Origin of the sequence: Streptomyces parvulus, from assembly GCF_014648855.1 — a bacterium.
Taxonomy (GTDB): domain Bacteria; phylum Actinomycetota; class Actinomycetes; order Streptomycetales; family Streptomycetaceae; genus Streptomyces; species Streptomyces parvulus.
On the sequence record NZ_BMRX01000011.1, the window covers coordinates 195,286 to 217,392 of the forward strand.

The following is a 22,107-nucleotide window of genomic DNA, read 5'->3' on the forward strand; positions in this document are numbered from 1 at the left end:
GATGGACAGCGAACTGGCCGTGCTCGCGGCGTCGGGCGCCACCACACTGGTCTCCCTCCTGGTGACCGACTCCTGGACCCACGCCCGGGAACTCGTCGGGCGGTACCTGACCCGCACGGGCACGGACCCCGACACCCTCGGCGACCTGCAGGACGCGAGGACCCGCCTCCTCGCCGCCGACGCCACAGCACGTGCACGAACCGCCCACGAGATCAGCCGACGATACGGTGACCGCCTGTGCCGACTCGCGGAAGCCGAGGAAGGCGGCGACGAGCGCCTGCATGCGCTTCTGACCTCGTTACTGCAACTCTCGGCGTCCACGGCAGACAGCAGCCGCAGTGTGGACAACCGCATCAACGGCGGAGTCCAGCACGGTCCCGTCGTCCAGTCGGGCACCGTTGCAGGACTGACCTACTACGCGGATCGGGTCGACGGCGCGAATCGCCGGTAGCACCGGGCGCCCGATCCCGGCCGTCGAGGACGGCCAATCCATGGCACGTCCGTCCCCGCTGCGCCCCTCCCGACGAGCCCCTGGCGCGCTTCGCGTCAAGGTCGTCGGGGAGCCGGGGTGGAGCCCACGCCACGTGTATAGCGGGGCCCGAAACCCACCCCGGAGAGAGCGGGGAAGGGTCGGGGTCACGTCGCGATGATGCCAAGAAGCCAGTGCGGCGCAGAGAGGTCAGCTGGGCCGGGATGCGATCTGCTGACGGGCAAGGCCCCAGACGTCCTCGAACTCCTCGAAGGTGAGTTGTTCGGGGTCGTGGCCTTCCCATTCCGAGACGGGCAGCTCGGCGGTGATCCCGAATCTGCTGTCGTAATCACCGAGGCGACCTGCTTCGCGGGCCCGCTGCCACTCGGCGAGGGAAGCAGCTGCGATTGGGATCAGCTCTGGCCCTTCGAGTTCGACCTGCCGGATCACCCAGCCTTCAGCGTCGACCTCGAAGTAGAACCAGGTGTCTTCCTCGTCCCAGTAGCAGCGCATCCATGCGGTCACGAGACCATGATGCCGGGCCAGAGGCGCCTCTTTACTCCGCTCTGTCTCATGACTGAGCGATGATTCCTGCGGATCGGTCGAGCTTGAAAGGAGAACCGGCCCGAGTTGAATCCCAGCCTTGATCCCGTGCCTCTCGAATGCTGGCATCAACGTGAACCGGACGAATGGGCTCCGCCTCGACGCCCGCCCAGTTACTGGGATGGGCCTGACCGCTGGACGATCAAGGTCGTGCCCGGCTGGCTGCCACTGACCGCTTCAACCGCATAGGTCAGCGGTGTCCAGCAGAGGCCCTGCACGTAGGAGGGCTTCCTGCGGATCCGCCAGCGATACTCAATCCCGTCAGTCGATCAGCCCATAATTGGAGTCAGTGCCGAGCGACCCGGCGCATCGCACCCGCCCCGGGCGCCACTCACCGCGATTGGAGAGCATGGTGACGAACAGCCCGTTGTGGCGAGTGGTTGACAACGAGAGTGGTAGCCAGTCCATCGTCAGCACGCCCTTCGAAGCGGTCGCGTTCGTCAACAGCCGGTTCGACACCGATGACGACGACGAGCCGTTCAGCGTCACCGAGGTCGGTCCTCTCCTTCCGAAGCCGCTCGGGGTCATTACCGCATGGGCCGCCGAGAAGGACGGCGAGCGAACCGACGGGCGTACTGCCCCGATCACCATCAGGCCGGTTGTGACGGACAACGCCGGCGAGTGCGATGACGTAGTGCTCTGGCGCGACGTGTACGTCTCCTGGGACCACGACATGTACACCGTCGAGGAGCCGGACAGCTCCGAGTACAGCGAGGCTTACAGCGCTGCCGAGTTGAGAGCGATCCTCGACGAGTACGCCGACGGCTACGAGTACGCGCCTGTAGGGCCCGACAGCCACAGGTGGCCGAAACCGGAAGAGTTGATCACCTACGGTGTCCAGGAGTGCGCCAAGCGGTTCGGGCACCTCGACGACGAAGCCCTGCTGTGGCTCGCTGCCACCCGCATCACGCTCGCCGTGTGGCGCAACACACCCGTCGAGAACTGGCATGCCGGGAAGAGTCCGCTCCACGACGGCACAATGATGCGGATCAACACGGCAACCACCCGACTCGTGCGCTCAATGCTGTCGTTCGACCATGTCGACTGGATCGGTCTCGGTCTCGCGATCGTCAACCCGTCCCGGGTTCTACCGACCGGGCAGTCTGTTCTCGAGCTCGGGCTGGCCTGCCACAACCCTGACGACCCGGCACACGAGGCTGATCCGCGCGAAGAACTCGCGGAGATGACACAGGACGCGATCGCTTGGGGGCGAGCGTACTGCCTTCGCGAGAAGACGTTCGGCCTGCGAACCCTGATCCAATATTTCTGCGCGTCCGACAACGGCTGGTTCGGAACACCGAGTTGGGGGCGCATCGTCGATCGGTTCACTACGGCTGTCGACGACCGGGAGAATGCTCACTGGCACGTGCACCGAGACAAGCCTTGGTTCGACGAGTGGTTCACCAACCGCCCGGTCGACATTGCAGACACCACGGAACTTCGTCGGCTGCTCCATGCCGGGCCCGACCTGTTGTCCGAGGAGGCCGCCGAATGGTGCGTGGATGGTGCCATCGGCTACGTCTGCCGGGACGACCACGCGAGCGGCTGCCTGCAGTGCGGCATCCCGCTGGCAACGGAGTCCCCCAACGAGTGAACGTGGGCACCAGCGTAGAAAAGCAGCAACCCACTGACCGCGCTCTCTCTTGCCTACTGCGACCTGCGAATCTCAGCATGGTGTCGGATCCGACTTCCACCCGACACCGACCGTGAGATTCCGACACGGAATTTGAGATCCCGCGGTGGGGTCTGCGCGGCAACGCAGAGACTGTAACCCTGATGTTCGGTGGGGAAGACCAGGGCACTTCCGATGCTGGATACCGGCATGATCGCACTTGCCAATCAGGGGCCGCTAAGAGGTAACGAAGTGTCCAGGTGCGCGAAGCCGCGCGCTGAGGACCGCCGAAGAGCCCGTGACAGGCCCGCCCGCCCAGCCAATTCCACGGGCGAGCGGCCCCGGCCGCCGACACCGTACGCGGCACTGGCCGAACTCACGGGCCCTCACCCGTAGATGTCATCTGAACGAAGCACTGCCCCTCAGCCTGCCTGAATTCCCGCAACGGGAACGGGCGTCGTGTGCGGGGCAGCGCAGGTGCACAACCGCGGGAGGGCCGCGTGCGAGGGAAACTGAACGAGTGGCAGCCCGCCGTACTCTCCTGGGTGAGTCAAGGGTGCCCCTCCGGCTTATGGCCGGACAGTACGTACAAGGTGAGCACTCAGGCCTTGCAATACCGAGGACTGATCAAGTCACCAACGGCGTGGGTATTGGAACGCCGGGAACTGGGCATCGCGAGTCAGCGCCGCACGCCAGTCCGGCAAGATCCCGCACTCACAGGAACTGTGTGGACAGCAGACCGACAGCGGCCACGAATTCAAGCTCGCAGACATCCCCGCCTGGCGGCTCACCGAACACAACGCACACTCGCCAAAAGGCAGGTCAGCCAGCTTTTTCGGCAGGCTCCAGAATCGCCACGCACTCCACATGATGCGTCATCGGAAACAAATCAAACACCCGCAACATCCGCACCCGATACCCCCCACCCCGGAAGTACCCCAGGTCCCGAGCCAGCGCAGCGGGATCGCACGCCACGTAGGCGATCCTCCGCGCCCCCAGTGACGCGAGGTGTTCCACCGTCTTCTTGCCGGCGCCCGCGCGCGGCGGGTCCAGGACGATGAGGTCGACCTCGTCGATGCCGGTGCGGGGCAGGACCGCCTCGACCTTGCCCTGCTCGATGCGGACGCGGTCGAAGCCGGCGAGGTTGTGGCGCGCGTCCTCGACCGCGCGCTTGCCGGACTCGATGCCGAGCACCGCGCCCTGGTCGCCGACGCGGTCGGCGAGCGCGCCGGCGAAGAGGCCCACGCCGCAGTACAGGTCGAGGGCCATGTCGCCCTTGCGCGGGAGGAGGCCCTGCATGACCGCCGTCACCAGCGTGGTGGCCGCCTGCGGGTGGACCTGCCAGAAGCCGCCGCTGCCGACGCGGTAGGTGCGGTCGTCGGCGCGTTCGCGGACGAAGGGGCGGCCGTGGACGCGGTGCACGCCGCCGTCCTTCTCGCCGACCCGCATGACCGAGACCGGGCGGTCCAGTTCCACGATGGGAAGCCTCGCGCCGGGGCGCGGGGTCAGGATGACCTGGCGGTCCTGGGAGCCGGTCGCCGCGATCGCCTCGATCGACGCCATGCCGGGCCACTCCCGCGCCTCGATGCCCAGCTCGCTGACCCCCTCCGCGGCGATCATGCAGTGGTCGATCGGCTCGACCTCGTGCGAGCGGTGCCTGCGCAGGCCGGCACGGCCCTCCGCGTCCACCGCGTACTGCACGCGAGTGCGCCACGACGGGACCTGCCCGGCCGGCAGCTTGTCGCCCTCGGCCGGCATCACCGTGCCGTCCCAGCCGGCCTCCTCGGGGGTGAGGCCCGCCAGGCGCTCCAGCTGCTCGGCGACGACCTCGCCCTTCAGGCGCCGCTGGGCGCCCGGCTTGGCGTGCTGCCAGTCGCAGCCCCCGCAGCGCCCGGGTCCGGAGAAGGGGCACGGGGCCTCCACGCGGTCCTTGGAGGCGTCCAGGATCTCGACGGCGTCCGCGCGCAGGAAGCGGGCGCCCTCCTCGCCCTCCGTCACCCGGGCCACGACGCGCTCGCCGGGCAGGGTGTGCCGGACGAACAGCACCTGCCCCTCGGACGTACGGGCGATGCAGTGGCCGCCGTGCGCGACGGGGCCGATCTCGACCTCGTACTCCTCGCCGACGAGCGAGACCGCTCGGGACTCCGCCTGCGGTTTCTTCGGTTCTGCCTGCATGGCGGGGTGGCTCCAGAGAACGGGGGTGTGAGGGACGGCGGGTAGGGACCGCAGCCGTCCACTCTACTTCGGCTGCGAGTGGTCCTTCGCCCGGTCGTGGTGGAGCGGGCCGCGCCGGACCGCACCGGGCGCGTTCCAGTCCTGCCGCTTGCGGGCCCGCTTCTTGGCGGCCTCGGAGGACTGCAGCTGGTACGGGACGGACGTGACCATGACGCCGGGCGTGAACAGCAGGCGGCCCTTGAGGCGCAGGGCGCTCTGGTTGTGCAGCAGGTGCTCGTACCAGTGGCCGACCACGTACTCGGGGATGATGACCGAGACCGCGTCGCGCGGGGACTCCTTGCGCAGGCTCTTGACGTACTCCATGACCGGCCGGGTGATCTCGCGGTAGGGCGAGTCCAGCACCTTCAGCGGTACGGCGATGCCGCGCCGCTCCCACTCGTCGCGCAGCGCCTTGGTCTCCACCGGGTCGACGTTGACGCTGAGCGCCTCCAGGGAGTCCGAGCGCATCAGCTTGGCGTAGGCGAGCGCGCGCAGGGTGGGGCGGTGGATCTTGGAGATGAGGACGACCGAGTGGACCCGGGAGGGGCGCACCATGTCGTCGTTCTGCGCCTCCTCGGGGTCCTCGGGGGCGGCGATCTCCTCGGCGACACGGTCGTAGTGCTTGCGGATGGCCGTCATCGTCGCGAAGAAGATGCACATGCCGAGCAGGGCGACCCAGGCGCCGTGGGTGAACTTCGTGGCGAGGACGACGACCAGCACCAGGCCGGTGAAGAAGGCGCCGAAGGCGTTGATGGCCCGGGAGCGGATCATGCGGCGGCGCGCGGCCTGGTCCCTCTCCGTGGCCAGGTGGCGGTTCCAGTGCCGGACCATGCCGATCTGGCTGAGCGTGAAGGAGACGAAGACGCCGACGATGTAGAGCTGGATCAGCCGGGTGGAGTCGGCACCGTAGACGAAGACCAGGAGTATGGCGGCGCCGGCCAGCAGGACGATTCCGTTGGAGAAGGCCAGGCGGTCGCCGCGCGTGTGCAGCTGGCGCGGCAGGTAGCGGTCCTGGGCGAGGATCGACCCGAGCAGCGGGAAGCCGTTGTACGCGGTGTTCGCGGCAAGGAAGAGGACCAGCGCGGTGGCGGCGGCCAGCACGATGAACAGGAAGCTGCCCTCGCCGAAGACGGCCTCCGCGACCTGCGAGATCACCGGGTGCTGGACGTAGTCCGCGCCGACCGCGACGCCGTTGTGGAAGAGGTCGGTGGCCGGGTTCTCCGACATGCGCACGTCCGTGGCGGAGGCGAGCGCGATGATGCCGCAGAACATGGTGACGGCGAGCAGGCCCATCATCGCGAGGGTGTTCCCCGCGTTCTTCGACTTGGGCTTGCGGAAGGCCGGGACGCCGTTGGAGATCGCCTCGACGCCGGTGAGCGCGGCGCAGCCGGAGGAGAAGGCGCGCAGCAGGAGGAAGATCAGGGCGAAGCCGGCGAGGCCGCCGTGCTCCGGCTTGATCTCGTAGTCCGCCGTGGGCGCCCGCATGGTGTCGCCGAGGACCAGACCCCGGAAGGCACCCCACGCGATCATGATGAAGACGCCGCCGACGAAGACGTACGTCGGGATCGCGAAGAGCTTGCCCGACTCCTTGACGCCGCGCAGGTTCATCAGCGTCAGCAGCAGGATCACGGCGACCGCGCAGAGGACCTTGTGCTCGACCACGAAGGGGACGGCGGAGCCGAGGTTCTCGATGCCGGAGGAGATCGAGACGGCGACGGTCAGGACGTAGTCGACCAGCAGGGCGCTGGCGACGGTCAGGCCCGCCTTCGGCCCCAGGTTGGTGTTGGCCACCTCGTAGTCGCCGCCGCCGCTCGGGTAGGCGTGCACGTTCTGCCGGTAGGAGGCGACGACCGTGAACATCAGAACGACGACCGCGACCGCGATCCAGGGGCTGAAGTGGTACGCCGACACGCCCGCGATGGACAGGACGAGCAGCACCTCGCCGGGCGCGTACGCCACGGAGGACAGCGGGTCGGATGCGAAGACGGGCAGGGCGATGCGCTTCGGCAGGAGCGTTTCCCCCAGCCGGTCGCTGCGCAGTGCGCGCCCGATGAGGATCCGCTTGGGCACGTCGGTCAGTTTGGACACAACAGAGGATCGTAAGCGTTCGAACGGGCGCCCGCCCACCCGCCACCCCCGAGCCGCCCGCCGTCTGCTCTACGGGTGAATTCGACGGGCGGTCGTGCTGCGGATTCCGCAGGTCCGGGGCCTGGCATGCCTATATGACGAACACCGCGCAAACACCGCCTCATTCCCGGCCGTTGTCATCCTGGAGGTCTCGTGCACCTGTCCGCGGAGCTGATCGGCGGCCTTCTCTCACTCGCCGGCCTCGGAATCCTCACTTTTGCCAGCATCCGCAGCATCGGGCGCCGGGGGTCGTCGGTGGAGGGCTGAGACGGGGCACCCGGCCCTCCGCGTCAGTAGGCTCGGACGGCCGGCGGGGCGCCGTGGGGCCACCCGGACGGGGGCCGGTGGCGCCGGACCGGCATGATGGTGCCCGGCGGCCCCCCTACAGGGGCCGCACGTGTTGCCCGTCGAGCCGAAAGAGGAAAATGAGCGGGACGTTCGCCAACGTCAGAGGGCTCGGAAGAAGAGTGGTGTAGAGCCGTGCACATTGTCATCATGGGCTGCGGGCGCGTTGGCTCCGCCCTCGCCCAGACCCTGGAACAGCAGGGGCACACGGTCGCCGTGATCGACCGGGACCCCACCGCCTTCCGACGTCTCGGTTCCTCGTTCGGCGGCCGCCGGGTCACCGGCATCGGCTTCGACCAGGACACCCTGCGCGAGGCGGGCATCGAGGACGCCGGTGCCTTCGCCGCCGTCTCCAGCGGGGACAACTCGAACATCATCGCCGCCCGCGTGGCCCGCGAGATGTTCGGCGTGGAGAACGTCGCCGCCCGCATCTACGACCCCCGCCGCGCCGAGGTCTACCAGCGCCTGGGCATCCCCACCGTGGCCACGGTCCGCTGGACGGCCGACCAGATGCTGCGCCGGCTGCTCCCCTCGGGCGCCGAGCCGCTGTGGCGGGACCCCACGGGCGGGGTGCAGCTCGCCGAGGTGCACACCTCCCCGTCCTGGGTCGGGCACAAGATCAGCCGGCTCCAGGAGGAGACGGGCGTGCGGGTGGCCTTCCTCACCCGGCTCGGGGAGGCGATCCTGCCCTCCTCGCAGACCGTGCTTCAAGAGGGTGACCTGGTGCACGTCATGATGCGCACCGACGAGGTCGACAAGGTCGAGGCGGCGTTCGCCAAGGGTCCCGAAGAGGAGGGCGGTCACTGATGAGGGTCGCCATTGCCGGAGCCGGCGCGGTCGGCCGCTCGATCGCGGGCGAACTGCTGGAGAACGGCCACGAGGTCCTGCTGATCGACAAGGCGCCGACCGCGATCTCGGTCGAGCGCGTGCCGATGGCGGAGTGGCTGCTCGCCGACGCGTGCGAGATCACGTCCCTGGACGAGGCGGCGCTCCAGCGCTGCAACGTCGTCATCGCCGCGACCGGCGACGACAAGGTCAACCTCGTCGTCTCGTTGCTGGCCAAGACGGAATACGGCGTTCCACGCGTCGTCGCCCGGGTGAACAACCCGAAGAACGAGTGGCTGTTCAACGAGTCCTGGGGCGTGGACGTCGCCGTCTCCACGCCGCGGCTGATGTCGGCCCTGGTGGAGGAGGCGGTGAGCGTCGGCGACCTGGTCCGGCTGCTGCGCTTCAGCCACGGCGACGCCAACCTGGTCGAGCTGACGCTGCCCGAGGAGTCGGCCCTGGCCGGCATCCAGGTCGGTGACGTCGAGTGGCCGGAGGACACCTCGCTGGTGACCATCATCCGCGGTACCCGGGTGCTGACCCCGTCCCGCGAGGACTCGCTGGAGGCGGGCGACGAACTGCTCTTCGTCGCGGCGCAGGCCCGCGAGGAGCAGCTGGAGGACCTGCTGTCGGCGCGGCGCGGGGATCCGGCGCGCTGACGTTCCCGCGGTACGACGGTGGGGGCGCCCGGAGATCTCCGGGCGCCCCCACCGTCGTACCGCCCCGGATGCGGCCGGGGCCGGGGCGTCAGCTCTTGCGGTGCCTGCCGCCGTGGGTGTCGGCGGCGTCGCCCCCGGCGTCCCCCGGCTGCCACACGGCGGCCTTCTCGCGCTCCGCGCGTTCCTTCTCGGCCTTCTCCGCCTCCTCGGCCGCCTCCATCTCCGCGAAGACGTCGATCGGGGCCGGCGCCTTGGCCAGGAAGACCCAGGTCAGCCAGACGGCGAGCAGGAAGGGCGGGATCTTGAGGGTGACCAGGACCCAGCCGAGCTGCTCGGTGTCCGCCCACCAGTACAGCGGGAAGAGGATCGCGGACTTGGCGAGCAGGATCAGGCCCCAGGCGTAGCTGGCCTTGGTGTAGGCCTTCTTGCGGCCCGGGTTGCGGGTGCGCCAGGAGAGGTTCTCCTTGAAGACCGGGCCGAGGATCAGGCCGATCAGCGGGACTCCGGCCAGCGAGGTGACGATGTACGCCAGCGCCAGGCCGAGGGTGTAGAGCATGCCCGGGAGATAGAAGTTCTTGGCGTTGTCGGTCATCATCGCGAAGACCACGCCGAAGGCGACGCCGAAGACGCCGCTGAAGGCGTGCTTCACGGTGTCCTTCATCACCAGCCGGACCACGACCAGCACCAGCGAGACGGCGAGCGCCGCGATCGCGGACATGTGCAGGTCGTTGTTGAGCGTGAAGATGGTGACGAAGAGCAGGCCCGGCAGGACCGTCTCGACCATGCCCCGCACACCGCCGAACGCCTCGAACAGCGCGGCCTCGGTCACCGCCCGGGAGTCGTCCGCCTCTGTCTCTTCGGTCGGCTTGTCGAGCGACGTCACCGGCTACTCCCGTCCGAGGGGTCTCAGTTCGTATTTCGGGTTGAAGAGCACCCGGCGGCCCCGGCTCATCGAGATCCGGCCCGATGCGATGAGCTTGCGCCCCGGCTCTATGCCCACGATGGAGCGTCTGCCCAGCCACACCACGTCCAAGGCGGCGGAACCGTCGAACAGCTCGGCCTCCAGGGCCGGAACGCCCGCGCGCGGCCGCAGGGTGACCGTGCGCAAGGTACCAGTAACCGACACGATCTGACGGTCCTGGCAGTCCCCGATGCGGGTGCAGCCGGCGGTGTCGGCGTCCTCGCGCAGTTCCTCGGACTCCAGGTCCTCCTGCGACGAGGAGAGCCGGTCGAACATGCGCCGGAACCGGCCCACCGGCTTGTCGGAACGTGGAGCAGCACTCATATGTGAAGCGTACCGGGGCCCGCCGACAGGCACGCACCCTCCGCCCGAGGGATGGCGGGGCTCACTTCTCGAAGCGGTATCCCATGCCGGGCTCGGTGATGAAGTGCCGCGGGTGGGCGGGGTCGGCCTCCAGTTTGCGCCGGAGCTGGGCCATGTAGACCCGCAGGTAGTTCGTCTCGGTCCCGTACGACGGCCCCCACACCTCCTGGAGCAGCTGTTTCTGGCTCACCAGGCGCCCCGTGTTGCGCACCAGCACCTCCAGGAGGTGCCACTCGGTGGGTGTGAGGCGGACGTCCCTCCCGTCCCGGTTGACCTTCTTCGCGGCCAGGTCGACGGTGAACCGCTCGGTCTCCACGATCACGTCGTCCCCGTCTCCGGGGACCGGCTCGGCGCGGCGCACGGCGGCCCGCAGCCGGGCCAGCAGCTCGTCCATGCCGAAGGGCTTGGTGACGTAGTCGTCCGCCCCCGCGTCCAGGGCCTCGACCTTCTCGTCGGAGGAGTGGCGGGCGGAGAGCACCAGGATCGGCACCCGGGTCCAGCCGCGCAGGCCCCTGATCACCTCGACGCCGTCCATGTCGGGCAGGCCCAGGTCCAGCACGACCACGTCGGGGTGGCGGGCGGCGGCCAGCTGGAGGGCGCCCGCCCCGTCGTGGGCGGCGTCGACCTCGTAGTGGCGCGCCTTGAGGTTGATCACGAGGGCCCGCACGATCTGCGGTTCGTCGTCGATCACGAGCACCCGGGTCATCGGGCGGCCTGCCTTTCTGCCGGCGTGGGGCGCGACGGCGCCGCGGGGGCGCCCGCCGCGCGGAGGGTGAGGACCATGGTGAGGCCGCCGCCGGGGGTGTCCTCCGCGTTCAGGGTGCCGCCCATCGACTCGGCGAAGCCCCGGGCGACGGCGAGCCCCAGCCCGACGCCCGCGCCGCGCGGGGCGTCGCCGTAGCGCTGGAAGGGCTCGAAGATGCGTTCCTTGGCCTCGTCCGGCACCCCGGGACCCCGGTCGACTATCCGTACCTCCACGCGGTCCGCGAGGGCGCTGGCGGTGACCAGGACGCCCCGGTCGTCCGGGCTGTACTTGACGGCGTTCTCCACGAGGTTGGCGAGCGCCCGCTCCAGGAGCCCGGCGTCCACGGCGACCATGGGCAGCGTCTCCGGGATGTCCAGCTCCGCGCTGCCCTCGGGCACCCCGCCGAGCGCCATCGGCGCGACCTCGTCCACGTCGATCTCGCGGATGAGCGGGGTCACCGTCCCGGTCTGGAGGCGGGACATGTCGAGCAGGTTGCCGACGAGGTGGTCGAGCCGGTCGGCGCCCGCCTCGATGCCCTCCAGCAACTCCGCCTGGTCCTCGTCGGACCAGGCCACGTCGTCGGACCTGAGACTGGTGACGGCGGCCTTGATCCCGGCCAGCGGGGTGCGCAGGTCGTGGCTGACGGCGGCGAGCAGCGCGGTGCGGATGCGGTTGCCCTCGGCCAGCGCCCGGGCCCGGTCGGCCTCCTCGCGCAGCCGGCGCCGGTCGAGTACGACGGCGGCCTGGGCGGCGAAGGCGGCGAGCACCCGGCGGTCCTCGGCGGGCAGCACCCGGCCGGTCAGCGCCAGCGCCATGTGGTCGCCGACGGGCATGTCCACGTCGGCGTCCTCGGGCCGGTCCACCGGGGGCCCGGACCCGGCGCGGCCGGCGCAGGTCCAGGGGGCGACGTCGCTCTCCCGCTCCAGCAGCGCGGCGGACTCCATGCCGAAGGTCTCGCGCACCCGCTCCAGGAGCGTCTCCAGGCTGGTCTCGCCGCGCAGGACGTCGCCGGCCAGGAAGGAGAGGATCTCGGACTCGGCGCGCAGCCGGGCGGCCTGGTGGGTGCGGCGAGCCGCGACGTCGACGACGGAGGCCACGGAGAGCGCGACGCCGACGAATATGGCGAGCGCAAGGATGTTCCTGGGGTCGGCGATGGTGATCCGGTTGACGGGGGGCGTGAAGAACCAGTTCAACAGGACCGAGCCGACCGCGGCCGAGGCCAGCGCCGGGTACAGCCCGCCGAGCAGCGCGGCGGCCACCGTCAGCGCGAGGTAGAGCAGGACGTCGTTGGCGAGCCCGAGGTTGACGGCGTTGAGCAGCAGGGTCAGCAGCACCGGGCCGACCAGGCCCACGAACCAGCCCCAGGCGCTCCGGGAGCGCCCCAGGCGTGCGCCCCTGGCCACCGGCAGCCCGCGGCCCTTGGCGACCTCCTCGTGGGTCACGATGTGGACGTCCAGGTCGGGCCCGGACTCGCGGGCGACCGTGGCGCCGACGCCGGGGCCGAAGACGTACTGCCACGTCTTGCGGCGCGAGGAGCCGAGGACGATCTGGGTGGCGTTGACGCCGCGCGCGAAGTCGAGCAGGGCCGCGGGTATGTCGTCGCCCAGGACGTGGTGGAAGGTGCCGCCGAGGTCCTCGACGAGGGTGCGCTGGAGTGCCAGTTCCTTCGGCGAGGCCGAGGTCAGCCCGTCGCTGCGGGCGATGTAGACGGCCAGCACCTCGCCGCCGGCGCCCTTCTCCGCGAGGCGCGCGGCCCGCCGTATCAGCGTGCGGCCCTCGGGACCGCCGGTCAGACCGACCACGATGCGCTCGCGGGAGCCCCAGATCTTCGAGACCCGGTGCTCGCTGCGGTACTGCTGGAGGTACTCGTCGGCCCGGTCCGCGACCCAGAGCAGGGCGAGTTCCCGCAGGGCGGTGAGGTTGCCGGGCCGGAAGTAGTTGGACAGGGCGGCGTCGACCTTGTCCGGCTGGTAGATGTTGCCGTGCGCCATGCGCCTGCGCAGTGCCTGGGGCGACATGTCGACCAGTTCCGTCTGGTCCGCGCGGCGCACCACCTCGTCGGGCACGGTCTCCCGCTGCCGCACGCCGGTGATCGACTCCACCACGTCGCCGAGTGACTCCAGGTGCTGGATGTTGACGGTCGAGATCACGTCGATCCCGGCGGCCAGCAGATCCTCGACGTCCTGCCACCGCTTGGCGTTGCGCACCCCGGGGACATTGGTGTGCGCCAGTTCGTCCACCAGGGCGACCTGCGGCCTGCGGGCGAGGACGGCGTCCAGGTCCAGCTCCGTGAAGGTGCCGCCGCGGTACTCCAGCTCCCGGCGCGGCACCTGCTCCAGGCCGTGCAGCATGACCTCGGTGCGGGCCCGGCCGTGGTGCTCGACGAAGGCGACGACGCAGTCCGTGCCGCGCTCGACGCGCCGGTGGGCCTCGGCGAGCATCGCGTACGTCTTGCCGACGCCCGGAGCCGCGCCGAGGTAGATCCGAAGCTTGCCGCGTCCCATGGCCTCATTGTCTTCCGGTCAACCGCTGACTGCGCAGCGTCGACCTTACGGCCCACAATCGCGACATAACGGGGCGGGGTGCGGCTGAGCGGCGTCTTTGACGGAACTCTGACGCCTCCGCCTCACTGTCCGACGATCTCCCCGTCCCGCAGTTCGAGGACCCGGTCCGCGAGGTCGAGCAGGGTGGCGTCGTGGGTGGCGACCAGGGCGGTGACCTGCTCGCTGTGGACGACGGCGCGCAGCAGCTCCATCACGGCGTGCCCGGTCTCGGCGTCGAGCTGGCCGGTGGGCTCGTCGGCGATCAGCAGGGCGGGGTTGTTGGCGAGGGCGCGGGCGATGGCGACGCGCTGCTGCTGGCCGCCGGAGAGTTCCCCAGGCCGCTGCGCCGCGTGGTCGGCGAGGCCCACCAGGGAGAGCAGCAGCGCGACGCGGTCCTCGCGCTCGCGGGTCGCGGTCCGGCGCAGCCGCATGGGCACGCCCACGTTCTCGGCCGCGGTGAGGATCGGGATGAGCCCGAAGGACTGGAAGACGAAGCCGACGCGGTCCCGGCGCAGGGCGAGCAGCCCCTCCTCGTCCAGGTCCGCCAGGTCGCGGCCGTCGACCTCGACGCGCCCGGCGTCCGGCGCGTCGAGTCCGCCGACGATGTTGAGCAGCGTGGTCTTGCCGGACCCCGACCGCCCCTTGAGGGCGACCAGTTCTCCCCGCGGCACCTCGAAGGAGACGCCGCGCAGGGCGTGCACGACGGCGGTGCCCTGCTGATAGGACTTCCGTACGCCCTCGACGCGCACCATGGTCTCGGTGACCACCACCTGGCTCATGAGCCCCTCCCCCGCCGGACGACCGGGCGCCAGTATCGCCAGCGGAGGCCGCCTGATTCAACGGCCCGGCACCACGGTCCGCCGGTCCGGCAGCGCGAAGGGCCGCACCCCCCCGGGGATGCGGCCCTGATGGCGCGCGTACGGAGAAACCGCACGAAGTTCTTACCTAGCGGACCTCGGTGATCTCTGGTCCGCGCTGGAGCTGGCCCATGCCTCCGGAGAAGCGGGAGCCCTCTTCCTGCTGGATGCCCTCGGGGACCATCTGCGCGTCGTTCGGCAGCTTGAGGACGATCGGGTCACGGGGGGCCATCGGGCCCTCACCGCGGACCACGACCGTGTCCCGGAAGATCTGCTCCAGCAGACCCGCGGCCTGCGGCTGCACCGCGCCCTGGCCCGAGATCACGCCCCGCAGGAACCAGCGGGGGCCGTCCACGCCGACGAACCGCACGACCTGGAAGCCGCCCGTGCCGTCCGGCAGCTGCACCGGCACCTGGGCCCGCAGCTCCCAGCCCAGCGGACCCTCGACCTCGTCGATGATCCCGCCCTGCTGGGTGATGCCGGAGCCGATCTCCTCGCGCACCTCGCCCCAGATGCCCTCGCGCTTGGGCGCTGCGAAGCCCTGGAGCTGGATGGCGCTGTCGCGCAGTACGACGGTGGCGGCGACGATGGCGTCCCCGGCGACCTCCACCCGCAGTTCCATGCCCTCGACCCCGGGGATGAACATGCCGCCCAGGTCCACGCGCCCCTCGGCGGGGTCACGGACCTCGGTGCTGTCCCAGGGGCCGTCGGGCCGTGGCTCGGGGTCGAGCCGCACCCGCTCGCGCTCTTCGTCCGCCTCGGTGCCGACGCTGTCGACGACCTGCTCGGTCTCGCCGGCCGCGTCCTCGGCGGCATCCCTCTTCTTGCGACGTCCGAACACGTCACTGTCCTTCCCGGTCGGATACGACCGAAGCGTATCGATTCCCACCCGTCGGGCCGCCCTCGGCGACCTGACCGCTTGTGCCGCTTGCACGGTCCGTCCCGGCGTGGCCGCCGGTGGACCCGAAGCCCCCCTCGGCCCGCGCCGAGCCGGGAAGCTCCGCGACCTCGCGGAAGCGGACCTTCTCGACCTGCTGGACGACCAGTTGGGCAATCCGGTCGAAGCGCTCGAACCGCACTGTCTCGCGCGGATCGAGATTCACCACGATCACCTTGATCTCCCCACGGTACCCGGCATCAATCGTCCCCGGGGCATTCACGAGGGCGACACCGCAGCGCGCGGCCAGTCCGGAACGTGGGTGCACAAAACCCGCGTACCCGTCGGGAAGCGACACAGACACGCCCGTGGGCAGCACGGCACGCTCGCCGGGGGCCAGCTCGCAGTCGACGGTGGTGCGCAGGTCGGCCCCCGCGTCGCCGGGCTGCGCGTACGTCGGGAGCGGTACGTCGGGGTCGACGCGGCGGATCAGTACATCGAGCTCGGCGCGGCTCACGGGTTCACCTCGAAGGCGCGGGTGCGGCGGATCTGGTCGGGGTCGTCCATGGCCGCGCGGATCTCCTCCTCGCGGCCGTGGTTCACGAAGTGGTCGACCTTGACCTCGATGAACAGGGCGTCGGCGCGGACGGCGACGGGGCCGTCCGGTCCGCCGATCCGGCCGGTGGCGGTGGAGTAGATCTTCCGCCCGGCCACCGCGGTGACCTCGGCCTCCAGGTACAGCGTGGTGTCCACGGGCACCGGCCGCCGGAAGTCGGTCTCCAGCCGTCCGGTCACCGCGATCGTCCGCAGCAGCCAGTTCAGCGAGCCCAGGGTCTCGTCCAGCGCGGTGGCGAGCACTCCGCCGTGGGCCAGCCCCGGGGCGCCCTGGTGGGCGGGCCGGACCAGGAACTCGGCGGTGATCGACACGCCCTCGCCGGCCCGCGCCTGGAGGTGCAGCCCGTGCGGCTGGTCGCCGCCGCAGCCGAAGCACTGGCCGTAGTGGGCGCCGAGCAGCTCGCCGGGGGCGGGCGCGTCCGGGTGCCGTACGGGCTTCACGGCGTCGGCGGGAGGCTGGAGACCTGGGGAAGTACCACTCACAGGCGCAGACCTTACCCGCGCGTCGGCCGAACACCGCCACCGTGCCAAGCTTGGTCCATGCAGCCCTCCCCCGCGCCGTACGAAGAACGCCTGACCGCGCCCCGCTCCTGGTGGCTGGTCTCCTTCCTCGTGGGCCTCGCGTTCGCGCTGATCCTGCTGCCCTTCGGCACGCTGCCGATGCTGGGCGGCCTCGCGGGCGGCACCGCGGTGGCGGCGGTGGCGGCCAGCTCGTACGGCGCGGTCCGCATCCGGGTCGTGGGCGACTCGCTGATCGCGGGTGAGGCGAGGGTGCCCGTGGCGGCGCTGGGCGAGGCGGAGATCCTCGACCCGGAGGAGGCCCGCGCCTGGCGCACGTACAAGGCCGACACCCGGGCGTTCCTGCTGCTGCGCGCCTACATCCCGCGCGCGGTGCGCGTGGTGGTCACGGACCCCGAGGACCCGACGCCGTACCTGTACCTGTCGACGCGCGAGCCCGAGCGGCTGATCGAGGCCCTGACGGCGGCGAAGGCGGCCGCCTGACACGAGGCGCACGCGCGCGGGGGCGCGCGCGTGGTCAGTGGCCGGGGCGCTCGCCCGGCTCGACCCCTCGGGCGAGGTGGCTCATGTCCAGGGCGTCCCTGGGCCGCTCCAGCGCCGGGAGGTCACCGAGGGCGCTCCACGGGACCTGGCGTCTGCGCAGGTCCTCGCGGATCCGGTCGGCGAGCTTCCTGGTGTCCCGGCGGTTCATGACGGCGCCCACGGCCGCTCCCACCATGAAGGGCATCAGGTTCGGCAGGTTGCGCACCATCCGCTTCATGATCTGCTGGCGCAGCTGGCGCTTCATGTGGCTGTTCATCGCCGAGCCGAGGGTCGACGGCTTGGACACGTCCACACCGCGTTCGTCCGACCACGAGTTCAGGTACGCGGTGCTGCGCTGGGTGAGGCCACCGGGCGGGCGCACCCCGTAGACCTCGTGGAGTTCGGCGATCATCTTGAGCTCGATCGCGGCGACGCCGGTGACCTCGGCGGCCAGTTCGGTGGGCATCGCGGGTGGTACGGGCATCATCGCCGCGGCGCCGATCCCCGCTCCCACGGTCGCCGTGCCCTTGGCCGCGCCCGCCACGAGGCGGTCGGCCAGCTCTTCGGGGCCGAGGCCGGGGAACTGCCGGCGCAGCGTCGCCAGATCCCGCACGGGCACGCGCGGGGCGAGCTCGATGATGCGGTCGGCGAGGTGCCCCAGGGCGGCCCTGGCGCGGGTCCCGCCGTTGCGGACGCTCTGTCCGGCCTTCTCCCGGAACGCCGCTGCCCGGCGCCGGGCAGCGGGCGCCGGGGTACTGGTGGTCGCCGGGAGGTCACTCCGGCCGTCCACTGCTTCGAGCGAGGCCGTACCGGTGTCGGTCGTGCCCCGCTCGTCGTCACGCGCGCTGTACGGACCGCCCGGCTGCTGCGGTCCTTGGTCCGCTCCCCGCTTGGGGAAGCGGCGCTTCCAGGGAGGGGTCGAGCCTGTCACGGCCGACCCCGCCTCAGTCGCAGTCGCGGCAGATGGGCTGGCCGTTCTTCTCCCGGGCCAGCTGGCTGCGGTGGTGCACCAGGAAGCAGCTCATGCAGGTGAACTCGTCCTGCTGCTTCGGCAGTACACGGACCGCCAGTTCCTCGTTCGAGAGGTCGGCGCCGGGAAGTTCGAGGCCTTCCGCGGCCTCGAATTCGTCGACGTCGACGGCCGAGGCGGATTTGTCGTTCCGCCTCGCCTTCAGCTCTTCGAGGCTGTCCGAGTCGACGTCGTCGTCGGTCTTGCGTGGAGTGTCGTAATCGGTTGCCATGGTCGCTCTCCCCCTCTGGGTGTCTGCGGTGTCTCCAGCGCACGTAACGCGTGAGAGGCCGGACTTGTGCCCGACCTGAGGCGGAGATTTTGCCTCACATCAAGGTCTGTTACTCAATCGACACCCAACCGGACCCCTCATGAGTGATCGGCTTGGATGGCGATGGGGACCGTACACGGTCCTAATACCGCACTTCAAAGGCGTCCCACCGTGTACTTCCCGTGATCAGGACCCCTGAAAACCAGGATTTTCCCGGCTTTCCGACAGGGTGCATGATCACGGAGAGTAGATGGCGCGAAAGCCTCTCCTGTGATCGATCACACACGCGCCTCCAGGGCCGCCGGCCTGGAAATTCCGCTCAAAGCGAACATCCTCGGAGTTCGGTGAGATGTCGGGGTCATGATCTCAGATGGGCAGCGTCACGCGCATGACGAGCCCCCCGCCCTCGCGCGGCTGAGCGTAGATGTGCCCGCCGTGCGCCCGCGCCACGGACCGCGCGATGGACAGACCCAGGCCCACGCCCTTGTCGCTGCCCGTGCGCTCGGTGCGCAGCCGCCGGAACGGCTCGAAGAGGTTGTCGACCTCGTACGCCGGGACGACGGGGCCGGTGTTGGTGACCACCAGGACCGCCTGGCCGCCCTCGACGGCCGTGGTGACCTCCACCCAGCCGTCCTCGGCGACGTTGTAGCGCACCGCGTTCTGGACGAGGTTCAGGGCGATGCGCTCCAGCAGGACGCCGTTGCCCTGGACCACGGCGGCCTCACGGGTGCCGCGGACGACGACGCCCTTGCTCTCGGCCTCGGCGTGCACCTGGTCGATGGCCTGGCCGGCCACCTCCGCGAGGTCCACCGGTTTGCGTTCGACGATCTGGTTGTCGCTGCGGGCGAGCAGCAGCAGGCCCTCGACGAGCTGCTCGCTGCGCTCGTTGGTCGCCAGCAGCGTCTTGCCGAGCTGCTGGAGCTCCACCGGCGCGTTCGGATCGGACAGGTGCACCTCCAGGAGCGTGCGGTTGATCGCCAGGGGCGTGCGCAGCTCGTGGGAGGCGTTGCCGACGAAGCGCTGCTGGGCGGTGAAGGCCCGCTGCAGGCGCTCCAGCATGTCGTCGAAGGTGTCGGCCAGCTCCTTCAGCTCGTCGTCCGGACCGTCCAGCTCGATCCGGCGGGAGAGGTCGGAGCCGGCCACCGCGCGCGCGGTGCGGGTGATCCGGCCGAGCGGCGACAGGACGCGCCCCGCCATGGCGTAGCCGAAGGCGAAGGCGATCACGGCGAGGCCGAGCAGCGCCAGCAGCGACCGGCTGAGGAGGTTGTCCAGGGCTACCTTGCGCTGGTGGTCTATGCAGTCGCTGATCGCGGCGTTGAACGCGGACAGGGACAGGTTGCCGTTGTCGACGACGGGGCAGTCGCTGCTGGAGACCCTGAGGTCGGTGAAGTCGACGATCTTGTACAGCGGTTCGTTGCCGGTGCGCACGGCCTGCGCGGCGAGCAGATAGATGATCGACAGCAGCAGGATGCCGGCGATCAGGAACATGCCGCCGTACAGCAGCGTGAGCCTTATCCGGATGGTGGGCCGCAGCCACGGCAGCGGGGTGGCCGAACGCGGGTCCCAGGTGGGCTTCGGGGGCGCCCCGGGGGGCGCGGGTGTGGTCGCCACGGGCGATCAGATCCGGTACCCGGAGCCGGGGACGGTGACGATGACGGGCGGCTCGCCCAGCTTGCGGCGCAGGGTCATGACGGTCACGCGCACGACGTTGGTGAACGGGTCGGTGTTCTCGTCCCAGGCCTTCTCCAGCAGCTGCTCGGCGGAGACCACGGCGCCCTCGCTGCGCATGAGGACCTCCAGGACGGCGAACTCCTTGGGCGCGAGCTGCACCTCGTTGCCGTCCCGGAAGACCTCGCGGCGGTTCGGGTCGAGCTTGATCCCGGCGCGCTCCAGGACGGGCGGCAGGGGCACGCTGGTGCGGCGGCCCAGGGCGCGCACCCGGGCGATCAGCTCGCTGAACGCGAAGGGCTTGGGAAGGTAGTCGTCGGCGCCGATCTCCAGGCCCTCGACGCGGTCGCTGACGTCGCCGGACGCCGTGAGCATCAGCACGCGCGTGGGCATGCCGAGTTCGACGATCTTGCGGCACACGTCGTCGCCGTGGACGAGCGGGAGGTCGCGGTCGAGGACGACCACGTCGTAGTCGTTGACGCCGATGCGCTCCAGGGCGGCCGCACCGTCGTACACGACGTCGACGGCCATGGCCTCCCGGCGCAGTCCGGTGGCCACCGCATCGGCGAGCAGTTGCTCGTCCTCGACGACGAGTACGCGCACGTCGCTTGTCCTTCCTGTGTCCACCCGCGTAGCGCCTGGCGGCGCACTAGGGCAGGGGTCCGGTGGGTGTGTTGCCTCCATCCTGCCCTTTTCGGCCATAAGTCGGCTGTAAGACGGGAGGGGAGGCGGACGGGAAGCGGGTGGGAAGCGCGTCGGAGTCGCGCCCGAGGCGTGGGACGGGGCGCGGTGCGGCGCCCGGAGGAAGTGAGCCGCTGAAACGGGAATGCGGGATTTTCTCGTGCGGTTGAGGTTTCCGCGAAGGGGAGCGCGGGGAGGACGGCTTTACACCCCGCGATCACGCTCTGCCTGTACCGCGTTACCGCGCGGTACTCCGCGGTCCGCTTCCGCAGAGCGGGCGTGGGTGTCCGGCACCGTCGCCGCCCGGCCGGGCAGCGCTGGGCACTCCACCGGAGACGTGATCGCCCCTTCCTACCGGCACACCCCCGTGCCAACGACCCACGACCCAGGACGAGGGGGCGCAGCATGGACGCTTTCACCGCAGGACTTCTGCAGCGCATAAAGACGACCGAGTCCGACCTGTCCCGGGCCCGAGACGAGGGCGACGAGTTCCTTGTCGACGTGGAACTGGGAGAGCTGGACGACCTCCGCCGCCTCGCCGCCGAGCACGGCGTGGAGGTGAGGGCTACCAACGCCTGACCGGCCCCATGACGAAGGAAGCCCCGGCGATCCAGCGCCGGGGCTTCGCCGTGCGCGGGCGCTGCCGCGCGGGGAGGCGGGCGACCGGCCCCGCTGACCGGTCCGCGGGAGGGCGCCTGCGCGTGCCGCCCCCGGCCGCCGGGAGAGAGCGGCGTTCGCGCAGGGGTGCCGGCGTCCGCCTCGCGGAGCGACCGCGCACCCCGCTCCCCCGCCGGAGGCCTACGCCCCGAAGTCCGCCAGCAGCCGCTGGAGGGGTTCGAAGACGGCCGGGGTGGCCGCGATCGTCAGGGCGCCGGAGGGGCGCTCACCCGGGCGTCCACCGGTCACCGCGCCCGCCTCACGGGCGATCAGGTCGCCCGCCGCCAGGTCCCACGGGTGCAGCCCGCGCTCGTAGTAGCCGTCCAGGCGTCCGGCGGCCACGTCGCACAGGTCGATCGCGGCCGAGCCGCCGCGCCGGATGTCGCGCACCAGCGGGATGAGCCGCCGCGCGATCTCGGCCTGCTCCGCGCGGACGTCTGAGACGTAGTTGAACCCGGTGGAGACCAGCGCCTGGTCCAGCGGGGCCGCACCCCGGCAGGTGAGCGCCCGCTCGCCCTCCCAGGCACCGGTCGCCCACGCCCCACCGCCCAGCACCGCGTGGTAGGTCTCGCCCCGCATCGGGGCCACCACCGCCGCCGCCACCCGCTCGCCGTCCTGCTCGGCGGCGATGGAGACCGCCCAGGTGGGCAGCCCGTACAGGTAGTTGACCGTGCCGTCGAGCGGGTCGACGACCCAGCGGATCCCGCTGGTGCCCTCGACGGCGGAGCCCTCCTCGCCGAGGAAGCCGTCGTCGGGGCGGCGGTCCGCGATGAGCCCGGTGATGAGCTTCTCCGCCGCGATGTCCATCTCGGTGACCACGTCGATCGGGCTGGACTTGGTCGCGGCGACCGCCAGGTCGGCCGGGCGGCCGTCCCGCAGCAGGTCGCCCGCGCGGTGGGCGGCCTCCAGGGCGATCTTCAACAGCTCGGTGTGGAGCGGGTCGGTCGTCACGTCGGTCACGGGCT

22 protein-coding genes are annotated in these 22,107 nt (G+C 70.7%); 6 read left to right on the top strand and 16 right to left on the bottom strand.

Features of this window, described 5'->3' with window-relative positions:
• The first annotated feature begins 1 nt into the window (after position 1).
• Complete coding sequence (locus IE108_RS23095; RefSeq protein ID WP_064730246.1) at positions 2–451, top strand: hypothetical protein; 450 nt, start codon at positions 2–4, stop codon at positions 449–451.
• A 228-nt stretch (positions 452–679) separates the two neighbouring features.
• On the opposite strand, the gene IE108_RS23100 is transcribed toward IE108_RS23095, so the two are convergent.
• The gene (locus IE108_RS23100; protein ID WP_064732000.1) at positions 680–982 is read right to left on the bottom strand and encodes a hypothetical protein; all 303 of its coding nucleotides are present in this window, start codon (positions 980–982) and stop codon (positions 680–682) included.
• Between the two features lie 439 nt (positions 983–1,421).
• Between IE108_RS23100 and IE108_RS23105 the strand changes: the two genes are divergently transcribed.
• Positions 1,422–2,666: a hypothetical protein gene (locus IE108_RS23105; RefSeq protein ID WP_229852290.1), complete on the top strand. Its 1,245-nt coding sequence runs from the start codon at positions 1,422–1,424 to the stop codon at positions 2,664–2,666.
• An 840-nt stretch (positions 2,667–3,506) separates the two neighbouring features.
• Here IE108_RS23105 and IE108_RS23110 read toward each other — a convergent pair.
• Positions 3,507–4,859, bottom strand: a complete 1,353-nt coding sequence (locus IE108_RS23110) for a class I SAM-dependent RNA methyltransferase (protein ID WP_064730245.1) — start codon at positions 4,857–4,859, stop codon at positions 3,507–3,509.
• Between the two features lie 63 nt (positions 4,860–4,922).
• Positions 4,923–6,986: an APC family permease gene (locus IE108_RS23115; RefSeq protein ID WP_064730244.1), complete on the bottom strand. Its 2,064-nt coding sequence runs from the start codon at positions 6,984–6,986 to the stop codon at positions 4,923–4,925.
• A 519-nt stretch (positions 6,987–7,505) separates the two neighbouring features.
• On the opposite strand from IE108_RS23115, the gene IE108_RS23120 reads away from it, so the two are divergent.
• Together IE108_RS23120 and IE108_RS23125 are read left to right on the top strand one after the other, a co-directional pair.
• Positions 7,506–8,177, top strand: a complete 672-nt coding sequence (locus tag IE108_RS23120) for a potassium channel family protein (protein ID WP_064730243.1) — start codon at positions 7,506–7,508, stop codon at positions 8,175–8,177.
• Complete coding sequence (locus IE108_RS23125) at positions 8,177–8,854, top strand: potassium channel family protein (RefSeq protein WP_064730242.1); 678 nt, start codon at positions 8,177–8,179, stop codon at positions 8,852–8,854. The genes IE108_RS23120 and IE108_RS23125 overlap by 1 nt, the downstream gene beginning before the upstream one ends.
• Positions 8,855–8,942: 88 nt before the next feature.
• On the opposite strand, the gene IE108_RS23130 is transcribed toward IE108_RS23125, so the two are convergent.
• From IE108_RS23130 to IE108_RS23165, 8 genes are all read right to left on the bottom strand, one after another.
• Positions 8,943–9,737 (bottom strand): DUF3159 domain-containing protein, encoded by a 795-nt coding sequence (locus tag IE108_RS23130; RefSeq protein ID WP_064730241.1) that lies wholly within the window; start codon positions 9,735–9,737, stop codon positions 8,943–8,945.
• A gap of 3 nt (positions 9,738–9,740) precedes the next feature.
• Entirely contained in the window at positions 9,741–10,139 is a 399-nt protein-coding gene (locus IE108_RS23135) for an OB-fold nucleic acid binding domain-containing protein (protein WP_071528847.1), read from the bottom strand.
• Between the two features lie 61 nt (positions 10,140–10,200).
• Positions 10,201–10,884: a response regulator gene (locus tag IE108_RS23140; RefSeq protein WP_064730240.1), complete on the bottom strand. Its 684-nt coding sequence runs from the start codon at positions 10,882–10,884 to the stop codon at positions 10,201–10,203.
• Positions 10,881–13,427 carry an ATP-binding protein gene (locus IE108_RS23145; RefSeq protein WP_064730239.1) on the bottom strand — a complete coding sequence of 849 codons (2,547 nt, stop codon included), beginning with the start codon at positions 13,425–13,427 and terminating at the stop codon, positions 10,881–10,883. Before IE108_RS23145 ends, IE108_RS23140 begins: the two co-directional genes overlap by 4 nt.
• 122 nt (positions 13,428–13,549) lie before the next feature.
• On the bottom strand, positions 13,550–14,245 hold the full coding sequence (locus tag IE108_RS23150) for an ABC transporter ATP-binding protein (RefSeq protein ID WP_064730238.1): 696 nt from the start codon (positions 14,243–14,245) through the stop codon (positions 13,550–13,552).
• Positions 14,246–14,411: 166 nt separating this feature from the next.
• Positions 14,412–15,164, bottom strand: a complete 753-nt coding sequence (locus IE108_RS23155; protein WP_161344460.1) for a DUF3710 domain-containing protein — start codon at positions 15,162–15,164, stop codon at positions 14,412–14,414.
• Between the two features lies 1 nt (position 15,165).
• Complete coding sequence (gene dut, locus IE108_RS23160) at positions 15,166–15,717, bottom strand: dUTP diphosphatase (RefSeq protein WP_064730236.1); 552 nt, start codon at positions 15,715–15,717, stop codon at positions 15,166–15,168.
• Positions 15,714–16,298: a PaaI family thioesterase gene (locus tag IE108_RS23165; protein ID WP_064730235.1), complete on the bottom strand. Its 585-nt coding sequence runs from the start codon at positions 16,296–16,298 to the stop codon at positions 15,714–15,716. Before IE108_RS23165 ends, dut begins: the two co-directional genes overlap by 4 nt.
• A gap of 57 nt (positions 16,299–16,355) precedes the next feature.
• On the opposite strand from IE108_RS23165, the gene IE108_RS23170 reads away from it, so the two are divergent.
• Entirely contained in the window at positions 16,356–16,817 is a 462-nt protein-coding gene (locus tag IE108_RS23170; RefSeq protein ID WP_064730234.1) for a DUF3093 domain-containing protein, read from the top strand.
• Positions 16,818–16,851: 34 nt separating this feature from the next.
• Here the strand turns inward: IE108_RS23170 and IE108_RS23175 are convergent, their stop codons facing one another.
• The 4 genes from IE108_RS23175 to IE108_RS23190 form a co-directional block, all read right to left on the bottom strand.
• On the bottom strand, positions 16,852–17,787 hold the full coding sequence (locus IE108_RS23175; protein ID WP_064730233.1) for a hypothetical protein: 936 nt from the start codon (positions 17,785–17,787) through the stop codon (positions 16,852–16,854).
• Positions 17,788–17,800: 13 nt separating this feature from the next.
• Positions 17,801–18,097, bottom strand: a complete 297-nt coding sequence (locus IE108_RS23180) for a DUF4193 domain-containing protein (RefSeq protein ID WP_003993510.1) — start codon at positions 18,095–18,097, stop codon at positions 17,801–17,803.
• A 405-nt stretch (positions 18,098–18,502) separates the two neighbouring features.
• Complete coding sequence (locus IE108_RS23185; RefSeq protein ID WP_064730232.1) at positions 18,503–19,747, bottom strand: sensor histidine kinase; 1,245 nt, start codon at positions 19,745–19,747, stop codon at positions 18,503–18,505.
• A 6-nt stretch (positions 19,748–19,753) separates the two neighbouring features.
• The gene (locus IE108_RS23190; RefSeq protein WP_064730231.1) at positions 19,754–20,407 is read right to left on the bottom strand and encodes a response regulator transcription factor; all 654 of its coding nucleotides are present in this window, start codon (positions 20,405–20,407) and stop codon (positions 19,754–19,756) included.
• Positions 20,408–20,890: 483 nt separating this feature from the next.
• On the opposite strand from IE108_RS23190, the gene IE108_RS23195 reads away from it, so the two are divergent.
• Entirely contained in the window at positions 20,891–21,064 is a 174-nt protein-coding gene (locus tag IE108_RS23195) for a hypothetical protein (RefSeq protein ID WP_181849328.1), read from the top strand.
• Between the two features lie 219 nt (positions 21,065–21,283).
• Here IE108_RS23195 and IE108_RS23200 read toward each other — a convergent pair whose 3' ends face one another.
• The gene (locus IE108_RS23200) at positions 21,284–22,102 is read right to left on the bottom strand and encodes an inositol monophosphatase family protein (protein ID WP_064730230.1); all 819 of its coding nucleotides are present in this window, start codon (positions 22,100–22,102) and stop codon (positions 21,284–21,286) included.
• Positions 22,103–22,107: the final 5 nt, after the last annotated feature.